2 protein-coding genes are annotated in these 17,517 nt (G+C 30.6%); both read left to right on the forward strand.

What is annotated here, in order from left to right; translation table 11 throughout:
• The first annotated feature begins 18 nt into the window (after positions 1-18).
• Positions 19-15,954 (forward strand): non-ribosomal peptide synthetase, encoded by a 15,936-nt coding sequence (locus tag L2Z92_RS09425; protein ID WP_236458585.1) that lies wholly within the window; start codon positions 19-21, stop codon positions 15,952-15,954.
• A 30-nt stretch (positions 15,955-15,984) separates the two neighbouring features.
• On the forward strand, positions 15,985-17,433 hold the full coding sequence (locus L2Z92_RS09430) for a cytochrome P450 (RefSeq protein ID WP_236458586.1): 1,449 nt from the start codon (positions 15,985-15,987) through the stop codon (positions 17,431-17,433).
• The last annotated feature ends 84 nt before the right edge of the window (positions 17,434-17,517 follow it).

Raw genomic sequence — 17,517 nt, forward strand, 5'->3', positions numbered from 1 at the left:
TTAGAAGAGAACTATATCATGATTACATTAAAACAAATAATTTCAGAATATAAAGAGGGAAAAATATCTACTTCTACTTTAAAGGAAAAATTAATCAAGTATAAAAAAATAGAAGAAGGAAAAGAATATCCTCTTTCTACTAGTCAAAAGGGATTGTGGTTATTACACAAACAGTCATTGTTAGTTGCTAAGTATAATGTGCCTCTAGTACTTCGTTTTGATAAGGCAGTTACTGAAACGGCTTTAAAAAATGCATGCAAGCTACTAGTAAAAGTTCACCCATTATTGGGAGCTTCTTTTAGTTTAGACTTACCACAGTATAAAATACCAGCAAACCCATACATAGACTTCCAATATCTAGATCAACAAGGTAAGACAGAAAAGGAAATTATAAAATTGATGCAGGAGATTACAGATTATCCATTAGATATTACTAAGGCTCCTGTTCGATTTAGATATATACATAACGAAAATTCAAAGACATATTTTCTTATGACAATACATCATTTGGTTTGCGATGGGACATCGTTAGTGGTGTTATTCCAAACTTTGATGAACATTTTGTCTTCTAATGATGATTTTGAAAAACCATTACTAGTACCTTATAATGAATTTGTAGGTTGGGAAAAAAACTACTTAAATTCAGTAGAAGCAAAACAACATCAAAAGTACTGGAAAGAAAAGTTACAGAATCTTCCAGATGTAATTTCTCTTCATAAAGATTTCTATAAAAACCCAGATCAGATTAAGTACAAAGGAGGAATATTACAGAGAGAATTACCCGATCAGATATCTCAAAAAATAAAAATATTTTGTACTAAAAATCAATTAAGTATAGCTAGTTTTTTGCTGGGAGGGTATCAATTGCTATTACGTAAATATACGGCTCAAAATGATATTATTATTGGAGTTCCTTCACTAGGAAGATCAGAAGAAGAATACAATAATATTGTAGGATATTTTATTAATATGATTCCTGTTCGATTATTGATACAGTCAAATTCTGACATAAAAGAACATCTAAAAGAATTACAATATACTGTGATGGAAGGAATTGATAATGCAATGTATCCATTTCCTTTAATGGTAAAAGATCAAGAGGGAACTATAGGTCAAAGTGAGTTGCCTATTTTCCAGTTTACATTTGCCTATCAAAATTTTATAAGAGGAGGTTCTGCAAATAGTTTGACAAAACAATACAAAGATGATTTTGATGTGAGTATCCTAAAAGAAGTTCATCAGTATAGTAATTATGAATTAGCTTTTGAATTAGGAGAAACGGATAATAGTTTTGATATTACTGCAAAATATAACAGTATTAATTTCTCTCCTGAGACAATAGACCAAATTGTTAACCATTATATTAAAATATTAGCCGAGATAGTTAACGATGAAGTAAAAATGATAGCTGATATATCATTAGTTTCAGAAAAGGAGAGGGAAATAATCGAAGGTGCAAATAACACAAAAGTATCATATAATTCCCAAAAATGTATTCAACAATATATTGGCTCAAAAGCAATTAATAGTCCAAATGAAATTACATTATTAGAACAACAAGGGAAACAAAAAACTAACTATCAAATACAACAAGAAGTAAATAAAATAGCTTCTTGTCTAATCCAAAATGGAGTTTTGTCAGGCGATTCTGTGGGTATATATATGAATCGCTCTGCAAATTTAATTACTACTGTTTTAGGAGTTTTGGCCGCAGGAGGAGTTTTCGTGCCTTTATCTCCAGATTTTCCAGAAGAGAGAATCAACTTTATAATAAAAGATGCTAATATTAAAGTACTTATTTTTGATTCTGACACTAAGTCAAAAACAGAAGTTTTTTCTTCAAATGTACAATTGGTAATAAACAGTTCAAAGATTCAACAAGATCAGGAACTTTACACGCTTCCATTTTGTTCTGAAAAAGATAGAGCATATATTATATATACCTCGGGAAGTACAGGAAATCCAAAAGGAGTTCCTGTAACACATCAAAGTATTTTAAATACCTTACATTATTTAGAAGAGAATTTTCCTCTAAGAAAAAATGATAATTATATCCTAAAAACTAATTATGTTTTTGATGTCTCGTTAAGCGAAATTTTTGGTTGGTTAATAGGCGAAGGGACATTAATTATTCCAAATAAAGGAGTTGAGAAATCACCTGCTCAACTTTTGGATTTCATTCATAAATTTAAAATTACCCACATAAATTTTGTCCCTTCTTTATTAAAAGTTTTTGTAAATCATGTAAAAAAGAAAGACGGAATATTATTATGTAATTCTTTAAAGTATATTTTGGTAGCAGGCGAAGCATTTCCTGTTGACCTAGTAAAGGAATCTATTGGTTTGTTTAAGGATCATTGTCAGGTAATAAATGTTTATGGCCCAACAGAAGCATCTATTTACGCTTCCTCATTTAATTGCTCTATAGAGTCAGTAAAAACTTTAAATACGCCTATCGGGTTACCAATAAGCAATACAGAATTATACGTTTTAGATATCGACAATAAGGAAGCTGGATTAGGAATACCAGGAGAATTGTGTCTTGCAGGAACAGGTGTTGTGTCTTCATATTTGAATAGAGAAGAACTAAGTGCAAGTAAATTTTGTAAAAATACCTTTTCTAAAAAATATAATGACTTTTATAAAACGGGTGATTGGGTAAAAAGATTATCTAATGGACAGATAGAATACTTAGGTAGAATAGATGAACAAGTAAAAATAAGGGGATACAGAATCGAACTTGGAGAAATAGAAGTAATTATTAGGGAGGTTTCAACAGTTGAAGATGTGGTTTGTTTGGTAAAAGAAGTACATGGAGTTAAGCAGATATGGGCCTATGTTCAGTCCTTAAATACAAACCTTCCGACTGTATTATACAAATTTCTATCAGATAAATTACCATTATATATGATTCCTTCTCAATTTGTGATAGTATCAGCGATACCAATAACAGTTAATGGAAAAATTGACAGAAAAAAGTTGATTGATATTCGACCAAATATTAATCAAACAATAAATAGTAAAGAGGACAAGCAGGATCATTTGATTCAAAATGAGTTAATTCAAATTTGGGAAGAAATATTAGAAGTTTCTGGAATAGGAATAGAAGATCGTTTTTTAGAAATAGGAGGAGACTCTATTTTGGCAACAGTACTAATAGATAAAGTAAACCTAAAGTTTGAAACGGAATTTGATGCATCTGATTTATTCCAATACTCAACCATTTCTCTTTTATCTGAAAAAATACATAAGACGGGACTATTGAATAATCTTCCTAGCAAAAAAGAACATAAAAAAACATCAGAGGCTAATGAAGATAGTAGTCTGTACGAAGATTCGTTAGCTATTATAGGGATGTCTTGTACATTTCCAGAAGTACAAAATATAAGAGATTTTTGGAATTTATTAATTGATGAAAAAGAGACATTTCGTTTTTTAGAGACCGAAGAACTTAAAAAAATGGAAGTTTCGGAATCTGTAATTAAAAACCTAAATTTTGTTCCTTTTCAATCATCTATTGCTAGCAAAGAATATTTTGATGCTCCATTCTTTAAAATTTCTAAGCGTGATGCGGGATTTATGGATCCACAGTTAAGAATGCTTTTAGAACATGCTTGGCATACTATTGAAGATTCAGGATATAAGACCGAAGATATTAAGGATACAGCGGTTTATATTTCATCAGGAAATAATTTCTATCGCTCTACTTTACCTGAATTTTCTGATGAGCAAACAGGCGTTTTAGAGCATTCAGATCAGTATGTATCTTGGATATACGGACAAGGAGGTACTATTCCTACTATGATATCTTATAAATTAGGGTTAGAAGGACCAAGTCTCTATTTGCATTCTAATTGTTCTTCTTCTTTGTCAGGATTATATACAGCTTATCAAAGTATTATGAGAGGTGAGTGTAAACAAGCACTAGTTGGAGCAGCAAATGTTGGGGTAGTTAACAGTCCAGGATATATTCATCAAAATGGTTTAAATTTTTCAAGTGATGGTCATTTAAAAGCTTTTGATGCTGACGCTGACGGAATGGTTGGTGGAGAAGGAGTGACAATGATTTTGGTAAAGAAAGCATCTGAAGCAATAAAGGATAAGGATCCTATTTATTGTTTGTTAAAAGGAATAGCACTTAATAATGATGGTAACGACAAAGCAGGATTTTATGCTCCTAGTTTTAATGGACAGAAGAAGGTAATACAAAAAGTATTGGATGAAACTGGAATTAACCCAGAATCTATATCCTATGTCGAAGCTCATGGAACAGGAACTAAACTAGGAGATCCGATAGAATTCAATGCGTTAAGTGAAGTGTATAAGAATTATACAAATAAGACTAATTATTGTGCAATAGGATCTGTAAAAACCAATTTAGGACATGTAGATACAGCAGCTGGACTAGCAGGAGTTATTAAAATTGCACTCAGTATGTCTAATCAGCAATTGCCTGCAACTCTAAACTTTAAAAACCCAAATCCTCAATTAAAAATAGAGAATTCTCCATTTTATATTTCTAATGAAACGAAATCTTGGATGAGAAATGGAACACCATTAAGAGCTGCAATTAGTTCTTTCGGAATAGGAGGTACTAATGGACATGCTATTTTTGAACAGGCTAATATTGAGACGATAAGTTCGGAAAATGAGCAGAAAGCTTACCCAAATCAACTCATTTTACCAGTTTCCGCGCTTAATAAGGAAAGTTTAAGGGTTTATGTGCAACACTTAAAGACTTTTATTTGTCAAAATCAATTAGTTGAAAATCAGAATGCAGATAAAAAAAATGATAAAATAGCGAAACAAATAAAACAGTATTTAGCTCCATTATTAAATGTAGAGGAACAAGAAATTGATTTGTTACAATTATTTGAAGATTATATAAGTGACCTTTATTATTTGGAAAGTTTAAGTGTTTGGATATTTGATGTTTATGGCTTAAAGATTGGAAGCAAAGAGCTATATAGTCTAAATACATTAGAAAAAGTAATAGAAAAAATCGGTGATAAAATTAAACCAACAGCTGTTATTTCAATTACAAAAGAAAAATTAGCTTCTTTAGCATATACATTTCAAAAAGGAAGAAATGAGATGTCTTGTAGAGTTGCATTTGTTTTTAAAGAAGTAGAAGAATTATTAAAACAGTTTAATGACTTTCTAAAAGAAGAGAATCTATTAGGAGTTTATTCTGATAAAGTTGTAGGATTAATAGGTAAGGAAAATCACGAAATTTTTTCTTTAGAAGAAAAAACCGCATTAGAATGGGTTAATGGCGAGTCTGTAAATTGGGAAAATTGCTGGAAATCTACTGATAGAGTTATTAGGATATCAGCTCCTGGATATCCTTTTGCAAAAGTAAAATTTGAACTCCCATCTTTTAAAGAGAAGAAGAAAATTGTAAGAGATCAAATGGTAACGCATCCGTTACTCCATGAGAACAACTCTGGTTTTGACAACATCTCTTTTAGTTCCAATTTTTCAGGAGAGGAACATTTTCTTAGTGATCATGTGATAAATGGTCAAAAGATTTTACCAGGAGTTGCTCATTTGGAGATGGCTTTACAGGCCTATTTTAAAGCGACAACCTTACCAGTACAACCTTGTTTGTTAACGAATATTTTTTGGGTTAAACCTATTGTTCAAAAATCAGAAAAACAGAAAATAACCATTTCATTGTCAAAAGAAAATGAGGGGAATTGCGAGTTTTTTATAAACACTATTTCTGAAGATAATAACATTCAAAATAGTAAAGGATATATAAAAAAAATAGAGGATTCTTTGCAAAGTATTCCACCTGTCAATATTGAAGGTTTTAAAGAAAAAGGTACAGATGTAATAGAAGGAACAAAGATTTATGATGCTTTTTTAAAAAATGGGGTAACTTATGGTACTTCTCATCAAGTAATTCAAAAGTTATGGATTAAAGGCACTGAAGCCTTAGTACTTTTGAATGTTAAAAAAGAATATTCAAATTCGTTATATCAGTTACATCCTTCTATTATGGACGGAGCTTTTCAGGCAGTTATTGGTTTTAAGTTGCAATCTAATGATCAATCGATAGCATTACCTTTTGGAATTCGTAATTTGAAAGTGTTTAAAAAAACTAAAGATGTTACATGGGCTTATATCAAAGAGTTTAGTGCAAATAACGGTAACATATATGATATTTGTTTGTTAAATCAACAGGGAGAAGTGTGTGTTGATATTAAAGGATATCAAACTAGAATAATCGGAAAAGGTATAAAGAACAAGAATGAACAAGAAATTTTAGTCGATAAAATAAAACAGAATAATGACTATTGTTTGATACCTACTTGGGAATTGGCTTCATCTATTTCAGGACAGGAATTTCTACCAGACATCTGTCTTATATTTGGAGAGAATACGATTTTAGAAAACTCTTTAAAAAATCGTGGTTTTAGAGTGTTTTTGGTTAAGAAAACATTAAATCTAAATGATTTTAGAGAAATTATAGGTACTGAAAGGATACAAAATATTTCCTGCATTATTCCTTATACGAATAATATAGAATCTGAAACAGATAATAGTCACTTTTTAGTAGATAATACATATTACCTTATTAAGGCATTCCTAAAAGAAGGATATGCTGGAAAAAAACTTAGATGGAGTGTCTTTACAGAGCGAGCTTTTATGACTACCAAAGAAGATAAAATAAATGCTATACCATCTGCTTTACATGGTCTTTTTGGAGTTATACAAAAAGAATATCAAAACTGGGATATTAATTTATGTGATATGGAGTTTTTAGATGAGAATCTAAAAAACATTAAGGAGCTTCCTTTAAATAAGCAAGGAATTACTTGGGCATATAGAAATAATAGTTGGTACAAGCAAAAATTATCAAAAGCATCACAAGATTTTATTAAAAATAACGACACAACTATACTAAACGATAATAAGGTGCTTGTTATTATTGGAGGAGCAGGTAATATTGGACGTAAATATTCGAAATATTTATACGATACTTATCAGGCTAAAATTGTATGGATTGGTCGACAAATAACAGAAAAGGTGTCTTTTGAAGGTTTGGACTTTACTCCTTTTTATGTGCAAGCAGATATTACAAAGTATCAAGAATTAGAATGTGCAATAACTACTATTCAGTCAGAAATAGGATCTGTATATGCGATAATACATTCCACTATGGCATTGGCTGATTCTAGTTTTGAAAAAATGACCGAAAGTCAATTTCATACGGCTTTAGATAATAAAGTTATTGGACTTATTAATATAGGTAAAATTATTAAGGAAATATTGCCAGAATGGTTGCTCTGTTTTTCGTCGATAGCTTCTTATGTTAGGGTACCAGGTCAGGCTAATTATACAGCTGGATGTGTTTTTACAGATCAGTATGCCTTACAAATAGAACAACAATATGGTGTGAAAACTAAAATAATTAATTGGGGATATTGGGGACATTCAGAAGAGTATGATAGTAATAAGGTTCGTGAAAAGATAGAAAAAAATGGTGTAGCGATTTTGGCCCCAGCTATGGCATTGCAGTTTCTAGATGGATTTATGAAGGTAGATCATAAGCAAGTTGCTTATATAAAAATGTCTGAGGATCTTATAAACTCTAAGTTAGGGAAAGAATTAATGGAATCTCCTTCTCATATTGAAGTATTCGAAAGAAAATCTAAAAGTAGTAATGAACAAAAAATGAAGTTACAAAAAAACGTTTTAGAACCTGAACTATTAATGATTCAAACGAAAAATTATTTGCTAGAATCTATTGCCACAGTCCTGCGAATGGAAAAAGAAGAAATTGATACTTCAGAAGCCTTGGAGGCATATGGGTTAGATTCGATTTTGGTTGTTCAGATAGCAAATGAGTTAGGCACAATATTTCCAAATATTAACACAACAATATTTTTTGAATACCAAACAATTGAAGAAATAACTACTTACTTAATTACCAATTATGAAGAAGAAGTTAGTGAATTATTTAGTCAGAATAACAATGATATAACTATAGAAAAAGAAACTGAAGGTATAGAGATAAAAGCTGAGTCAATACCAGTGATTAATGATGATAGAATTATAGAGGAAGAAAATAAAACAGTTCTATTAAATAAAGTAGTTGATTGGTTAAAAGAACAAATTTCGGATATAGGAGGAATAGCCTTTTTAGAAATAGATATAAACGATCCATTAGATTCATTTTCTTTAGATTCAGTTCAAGTAGTTTCATTAATTGAAAACTTAAATAAAATTGTAGACGAGGTTTCTACCACAATATTTTTTGAAAGCGAAAACTTAAAAGAATTAGCAGAATCACTACTAGTAAATAGAAAAGACCAACTAAAATCTTTTTTTGGGAATTCAACTAGTCAGGAAGTACTGAGAATAGAGAAGAAAGAGATACAGAAAATTATACCTACGAATCAGAAATCAGAGATTAATGCTCTTAAAATTGAAAAAAGCAATGTGTTAGAAACAGATGTTGCTATAATAGGAGTAACGGGTAAATACCCTTTAGCAAATGATTTGGAAACATTTTGGTCAAATTTAAAAGAAGGAAGAGATTGTATAACTGAGGTTCCTTTAGACCGTTGGGATGCTGATTTGTATTATGATAAAGACAAGAACAATCATAAAAAAAGTTATGGTAAATGGGGAGGATTCTTATCAGATATAGACCAATTTGATCCTTTATTTTTCAATATTTCTCCTTCCGAAGCAGAAATTATGGATCCTAAAGAGCGTATCTTTCTTGAAACTATTTGGGAGTTATTTGAAAAAAATGGAATTACTCAACAAAAGTTAAAACAACAATATAACTCTATGGTAGGAGTATATGTTGGATCAATGTATCAACATTATCATTGTTTCTCTTCCGATGTGTTAAGAGAAGCGGTTGTTTCAATGTCTTGCCATAGCTCAATTGCTAATAGAGTTTCTTATTTTTTTAATCTTCAAGGGCCTAGTATAGCTATAAACACAATGTGTTCTTCTTCACTTATCGCTATAGATATGGCATATAAAGCTTTGTTACTAGGAGATTGTGAATTAGCTATTGCAGGAGGAGTAAATTTATCCTTACACCCAAAAAAATACATTGGATTAAGTGCTACTAGAACTATGGGTAGCCATGTTGATAGTAGAAGTTTTAGTGAAGGAGATGGGTATCTACCAGCCGAAGGAGTAGGTGCGGTATTGTTAAAACCTCTTTCAAAAGCAATTGCAGATGGAGACACAATCCTAGGGGTAATTAAATCTTCTTCATCTAATCATGGCGGTAGATCCAATGGGTTTGCTGTGCCAAATCCTAAGGCACAAGTAAAATTAATTGAGACTAATTTTAAGAAATCAGGAATAGATCCTAGAACTATCAGCTATGTTGAATCTGCTGTGAATGGATCAAATCTAGGTGACCCTATAGAAATAGCAGCTCTAAATAAAGCTTTTGAGATTTTCACACCGGATAAACAGTTCTGCGCTATAGGTACTGTAAAATCTAACATTGGTCATGCTGAAGCGGCTTCTGGAATATCGCAGTTAACGAAGGTATTATTGCAATTAAAACATAAAACTTTAGTCCCTACAATTAAAACAGAACCGCTAAACAAGCAAATTCGTTTAGAAGAAACTCCATTTGTACTACAAAAAGAATTAAAAAAATGGAATAGACCTATTGTAAGTTCTGTTAATGATAAAGGAGAAATAATAGAAAAAGAATACCCTAGAAGAGCAACAATAAGTTCTTTTGGAGCAGGTGGATCAAATGCTCACTTAATTATTGAAGAGTTTAACACTAATATAGATGCGGAAAATGATTTTGAAAAAAACGAATCTCTTCACGAAGAAAAACTTCCTAACATCTTTGTGCTTTCTTCTCGTTCAAATATAGAGTTAAGAAGATGGCTGGAAATGCATTATGAATTCATGTCAGAATATCCAGAAATTCTTGTTACTGATATCGCATTTACCTTGAAAACAGGAAGAGAACTAATGGATTATAGAATAGCGATTACTTTTGATTCCAAAGAACATTTAAAAGAAACTATCTCTAAGGTTCTTAAAGAATCAAATTGGAATGATATGAAAGAATTTTCAAATGTGTTTTTAACAAATAAAAAAGCGACTAACAATATTGTAAACCGGTTATTTAAAGATGATACTGGAAATGAAATTCTTAACCTCTTATTAGAAAAAGGAGATTTGAATAAAATAGCTGTTTTTTGGGCAAGTGGTAGTTTCATTCCTTGGTTATCAATTTACGATAAAGATAAATTACCAAATATTGTTTCATTACCGTCCTATCCTTTTCAAAAAAAGCGCTGTTGGATAAAAAGTGAAGAAGATTTAGCTGTTAATAATGTAAAAGAAGAGCATTCTAAATTACTTAGTCAAAATGCAGAAAAGAATATAGTTATCCCAAATTCAGATGTTAGTCTTTCAAGTTCTGAAAAAAAAATAGTTGTTACTGGTCATGTAAAAGATCTTTTGAAAGAAGTATGGCAAGAGGTTTTAGGAGTAGAAAATATTGAATGGGATGATAATTTTCAAGCATTAGGAGGAGATTCAATAATGTTAACTCATATCATTTCTAGAATAAAAAAGGAAGTTCCATTTGATGTCAATGTTACAGAGTTATATCAAAGATCAACACTAGAAGAGATGGCTGTCTTTTTAGAAGAAATATTTGAAAAGCACGAATTAGAAACAGAACTTTTAAGTTTTTCCACAGTAAGAAACCAAGGGCAAATTATTCCCGTTTTAGATAATAAAATAAAACCTTCTTTATCATTTGCACAACAACGTTTGTGGTTTTTAGATCAGATGGTAAAAAATTCTCCAGCATATAATGTTGTAATGGCATTGCATACCGAAGGGAATATTGATAAAGAACTATTACAAAAAAGTTTTGAAAATATTATTTATAGACATGAAACATTGCGCACTTCTTTTAAAAGCGAAAAAGGAGAGCCTTATCAGCATGTTGCCACTAGTGTACCTAATGAGATTATTTGGAAAGACCTTACATCAATCCCAAAAAGCGAGCGTGAACAGGCTTTTGAGGAATATACAAAAGAGGAAGCACGCCATATCTTTAATTTAGAACAAGGAGATTTATTAAGACTAACTATTTTTAAAATAGAGAAAGACGAACATGTTTTAGTGTTAAATGCGCATCACATAATAATTGATGGATGGTCTGTGAATATCTTTTTTAGTGAGTTGTTTAAAAATTATTCTCAATACATCAAAGGAGAAATACCATCATTAGAAAAACTACCTATACAATATACAGATTTCTCTATTTGGCAACGAATGTGGTTACAAGGAGAAGAATTGGAAACACAATTGAGCTATTGGAGAGGAAAATTAGGGAGTATCAATACAATGATTGAATTACCATTAGATAACCCTCGCCCTCCTGTTCAAACTTTTCAAGGAGGAAGTACACAACTAGAATTGCCAGTAGAGTTATTAAATAAATTAAGAGCAACTGCTAAAGCATATCAAGTTACTTTGTTTGAATTACTTCTAGGCGCTTTCAAAATTATTTTGCATCGATTTAGTGGCCAAAAAGAAATCATTATAGGAACTCCTGTAAATAATCGAAATAGACTAGAAATAGAAGGTCTTATAGGTTTTTTCGTAAATACCTTGGTTATTAAAACTAATCTTGAAGGAAACCCTTCATTTAAAGAGTTCTTAAAGAGACTCCAAAATGAATTAAATGGGGCTAAAATGCATCAGGATTTACCGTTTGAGCAACTTGTTCAAGAGTTACAACCAGACCGTAATATGAGTCAAAATCCATTGTTTCAAGTTTGCTTTAACATGTTGATAACTCCTGAGATTAATAATACAAATATTCATTTTAAGAAAATACACGGAGTTAGAAATGATACGTCTAAGTTTGATTTATGGGTAAATGTTATTGATCAAAAGGAAAAAATGACTCTTGAAGTAGAGTATAATTCTGTTATCTTATTTAAAGATACTGTTATTCGTTTTATGAATAGTTACCAAAATCTATTGGAAGAAATTGTTAAAGATGGAGACAAAAACATTGGGGAGCTATTAATATTAGATAATAAAGAACAAAAAAAAATAATCAAAAAAAGTAGTGGAGACAAAGTTGATTATCAAAAAGATATTTGTTTGCATCAGATAATAGAAGCACAAGGCTTAAAAACACCAAATGCCATAGCAGTATCTTTTGAAAACAAACAATTAGATTATCAGGAATTATCCCAGTTAACGAATCAGTTATCACATTATTTGATAGCGGAAGGAGTTCAGTTAGAATCATTTGTTGGAGTATGCTTAGAACGATCTCTAGAAATGATTGTAAGTTTGCTAAGTGTTTTAAAAGCAGGAGGAGCTTATGTTCCAATAGATCCTAACTATCCTAAAGATCGACTAAATTATATATTAGACGATAGTAATCCTCAAGTGGTTATATCACATAGTAAGTTTAAAGAATTATTTGTGGGAACTACAAAAAAAATAATATATCTAGATGAAATAAATGATATTTTAAATAAACAAGATAGGCTCAATTCCCCATCAATTAATATTTCTGAGCAAAATCTCGCTTATATGATTTATACTTCAGGGTCAACAGGAAAACCTAAAGGAGCTATGATTGAACATAGAAGTATTGTAAATCGATTATTTTGGATGCAAGATGAATATAGGATAGATAGTACTGATAAAATTTTACAAAAAACACCTTATAGTTTTGATGTATCAGTTTGGGAGTTCTTTTTACCACTAATGCAAGGAGCTCAATTAGTTTTTGCAAAACCAGAAGGGCATAAAGATCCAGGTTATCTTATAGATTTAATCGAATCGGAAAAGATTACAATATTGCATTTTGTTCCTTCTATGTTGCAAGTATTTCTGGAAGTAAAAACAAAATTACAATGTAAATCTATCAAAAAAGTATTCTGTAGTGGTGAAGCGTTACCATTTGAACTGGTTCAACGATTTTTCAAAAGTTTTGATAGTGCAGAATTACATAATTTATATGGACCTACCGAGGCTGCTGTAGATGTAACATATTGGCATTGTAAAAGAGAGGATAGTTCTGGAATTATTCCTATAGGATTTCCAGTAGCAAATACGCAGATTTATGTGTTAGATAACTATGGAAATATTGTTCCAGATGGAGTAATAGGAGAAATTCATATAGGAGGAATTCAGGTAGCAAGAGGATATCATAACAAAGAATCATTAACAAACGAAAAGTTTGTAAAAGATCCATTTTCTGAACATGGAAAATTATATAAAACAGGCGATTTAGGAAGACGATTAAAAGATGGAAGTGTAGAATATAAAGGACGAATCGATTTCCAGGTGAAAATTAGAGGAATGCGAATTGAACTAGGAGAAATAGAAGCTGCTTTAGGAAAAATATCATTTGTTAAAGAATCGGTAATTCTAGCCCAAAATATTTCAGATAATGAACAAGATAAACAATTAATTGGGTATGTTGTACCAGATGTTTCTATGGTTAAAAAAATATTGCCAGATAATAACAAGTCAGAATCCATAGTGCAGACAAAGGAATGGGAACAAGTATTTAATAACACATATGAGGTAGGTAATACAGTTCAAGGAAAAGAAGATTTCAATATAATAGGTTGGAATAGCAGTTATTCTGGAGAAGAAATAGCAGAATCAGAAATGAAAGTTTGGGTAGATACTACTGTTCATAGAATTTTAGAACTTAAACCGCAAAAAGTACTAGAGATAGGTTGTGGAACAGGTTTGTTAGTCTCAAAAATAGCTTCACATGTAAAAGATTATACTGGAACTGATATTTCTAAGACAGGATTAGATTATATCGAGAAATATATTCAACCTAATTTACCAAAATCTAATAAACTCAAATTGTTCAAACAAGAAGCTAATGATTTTCATAATCTGGATCAGCAATCTTACGATATGATTATTATTAATTCTGTAGCGCAATATTTTGGTAACTATATGTATTTTATAGAGGTTATAAAAAAAGCAGTTTCACTATTAGATGATGAAGGTAAATTATTTATTGGAGATATTAGAAACAAAAAATTGCACAGAACTTTTCTTTTGGATGTTGAACTATATAAATCATCACAGGATCAAAACGCTGAAGCAATTCTAAAGACTGTAAAAAGGAAAGAATTTAAAGAACCTGAATTAGTAATCGATCCTAATTTCTTTAGAGTAATTCAAAAGGAAATTCCTGAAATATCACATGTTACAATGGATTTTAAAAGAGGGGATTTTCTTAACGAACTTACCAAATATAGATATGATGTTTTATTACATGTTAATAAAAAAAGTAAAAAACCAGAAAAAACCATAACAATAGATTTTCTAACAGACTTAAATGCGCTAGAATATTTTGAAAAATTGGTTAATAAAAATGAGACGGATCAAATTAAATTACAAAATGTACCTAATAAAAGATTGTATGACATAGGTCAATTAGAACAATGTATTAAAGATAATTCATTAGAAACCAAAAAGTCAGAACTGAAACAGCTAGTGGCTAAGATGGCTGAATATCAAGCAGTAGATCCAGAATATTTTTATAGCAAAGAACAAGATACAGGCTATAAAATAAATGTTTCTCCAAGTGCTGATAACTCATTTTATATGGATGTAGTGTTTTTGAAAAAAGAGTTATGGAATCAAGGTTATTTATATGATGGGAATACCAATGTAACGGAATTATTGCCAATCGAAAGGTATCTTAATAATCCTTCATTACAAACCATTCAGAAAGAAGTATCCGATGAAATAAAAAAAGTATTACTGGACCAATTACCTGATTATATGATTCCAAAACATATAGTTTTACTAGATGCAATGCCAGTAAATTTTAATGGAAAATTGGATAGAAAAGAATTTCCTGATATTCAAGATTTAATAACTACAGAAGCTACATATATAGCTCCAGTAAATAAAATTCAAGAAAAATTAGTAGAACTCTGGAAAAGAATTCTAAAAATAGATTCTATAGGAATTGAAGATAGTTTTTTTAATCTAGGAGGGCATTCTCTCAATGTTATATCTATGTTGGTAAAAGCTAATGAAGAAATAGGAGGGCAAAAAATATCTCTAGTAGATTTCTATAAATCTCCAACTATAAAAGGTTTAGAAGAACTGTTAAAAGTAGAAAATTCTAAACCAACAGGAATCATTAGAGAATTAGTAACAACAAAAAAAACACAACTTTCTATATTATTTGTTCCTTATGCAGGAGGAACCGCTACGGCTTTTCATCCTGTGGCACAGGAAATTAATAGAAGAGATTCTTCTGTTTCATCGTGGGCTGTTTCTTTACCAGGAAATGAATATGGGGAAGAAAAAAAGGAATTATCAATTAAGGAATTATCAAAAAAAGTTGTAGAAGAAATTACACAAAAGATTAAAGGGCCGATAGGAATATATGGACATTGTGTTGGGTCATATTTAGCAATAGAAATTGCCCGTAGATTAGAAAATAGAGGTTTGAAAATAGAGTTTGTAATGTTAGGTGGTTTATTACCCATACCTAAATGGTATAGAATGCTTCCATCTAAGGATCCTTGGAAACATAAAACAGATGAACAATTAGTAAAAATGCTACATGATTGGGGAATGCGTAATGAAGAAATAGAACCATATCTACTTCAGTTTATGGTTAGAAACTTTAGAGTAGATGCTATGCAATCCTATTTGTACACTAAGGAAAACAAAAACTGGAAACTAGAAACACCAATTATTAATGTGGTTGGAACTAAAGATCCAATAACCAAACAATACAATAGAAAATTTAAGAGATGGAAAGAATATGGCAATAGTGTTCATTTGGCAAAAATAGAAACCGATAATCATTATTTTATTAGTGATATGGTAGAAGATGTAGCGGAAATTATTCATAAAGTAAGATGCAATTCAGAAAAATGGAAAGATAAAGATCTTACTGTTTTTAAATAAAGATTTATAAACATTTAAAAAGAAAGAGAAATGAAATTGCAAGAAACAGAAAGTGTTCAAGAAAAAATAAGAACATTAGAAGATTTGCCGAGTCCAAAGGCTATTCCTCTATTCGGAAATGCTCACAAAACACCGCCTAAAGACTTTAATAATGTGTTAGAAGATTGGAGTCGGAAATTTGGAGAACCCTATTTTTGGAAATTTTTTTCTAGACCAGTAGTAGTTTTTAATGAGGCCGAATCTGTAAAGGAGATTATGCGTAATAGACCAGGTGCTTTTAGGAGGTTCAGTAAAGTAAGAGAGATATTTAATGAAATGGGAATTCATGGAATTGTAACAGCAGAAGGAGCTGAATGGAGACTCTTAAGGACTGCATTGGCTCCAGCATTTAATAATCGTTCTTTAGAATTGTTTTTTCCTGAATTTAGCGACATAACTGAACGGTTGATGCATTATTGGAAAGATAAATGCCAAAAGGAAAAAACTTTTGACATAACTGCTGATCTAAAGAGATATTCTGTAGATATTACCAGTATTCATCTCTTCAATGAGGATTTGAATACTATAGAAAAAAAAGACGATACCTTTCATGCCAGTATCGATATCGTTTTTTCTGCTATTTATAGACGTCTTAATACTCCAGTACCATATTGGAAGCTCATAAAATTTCCTCAAGACCATAAATTAGATATGGCTATGAAAAAGATTGAGGGTGAGATTAATGATCTAATAGCAAAAGCAAGAAAAAAGCTCGAAAATATAACTGATTTTTCTCAAGTTAAAGGGTTAATGGAAACTATGATTATTGCTAGAGACGAGGAAGGATCAAAACGTAAATTATCAGATAAAGAGATAACCAATAATTTATTATTGTTAATGTTAGGAGGGGAAGATACCTCTGCAAATGCTCTTACATGGATGTTTTATTATTTGTCGCGTCATCAAGAGATTCAGGAGAAAGTACATCAGGAAGCAGTTTCAGTTTTAAAGAATGAAAATTTACCTAGAGATAAAAATCATATTTTGAATGCATTTCCATATCTAAGAGCAGTAATACAAGAAACTTTGGTGCTTAAATCTCCTACTCCCTTTGTAATACTTGAGGCAAATGAAGATACAATTGTAAGTGATATTATGATTCCAGAAAAAACTATTGTGGTCGTAATGAATAGGATATCTGACATGAAACGTTATGAAATAGAACATCATAATGATTTTGATCCAGAAAGATGGTTGGATGTTGTAAATGGAGAATACACTCTTAAACCTAATTCTAATTTAAATCTTGCTTTTGGTTATGGTCCAAGACTTTGTATAGGGAAATCTTTAGCATTAATTGAGATGGTTTTGATTGCCTCCATGATGGTAAAGAATTTTAAAATACTTCCACCTAAAGACGAAGATTATGAAATAAAAGAATATTTTGATTTTTTGCTTAGACCAAAAGGTTTGGAAATTGAAATAGTGCCTCGAGAATAAATTAGAATTACTACTAGTATTTTGAATATTTAGACTTAGTATGTATTGTAATGAATGTGTTAATTAACCGATGTTATAATTAAT

The organism is Flavobacterium jumunjinense (assembly GCF_021650975.2).
Lineage (GTDB): Bacteria > Bacteroidota > Bacteroidia > Flavobacteriales > Flavobacteriaceae > Flavobacterium > Flavobacterium jumunjinense.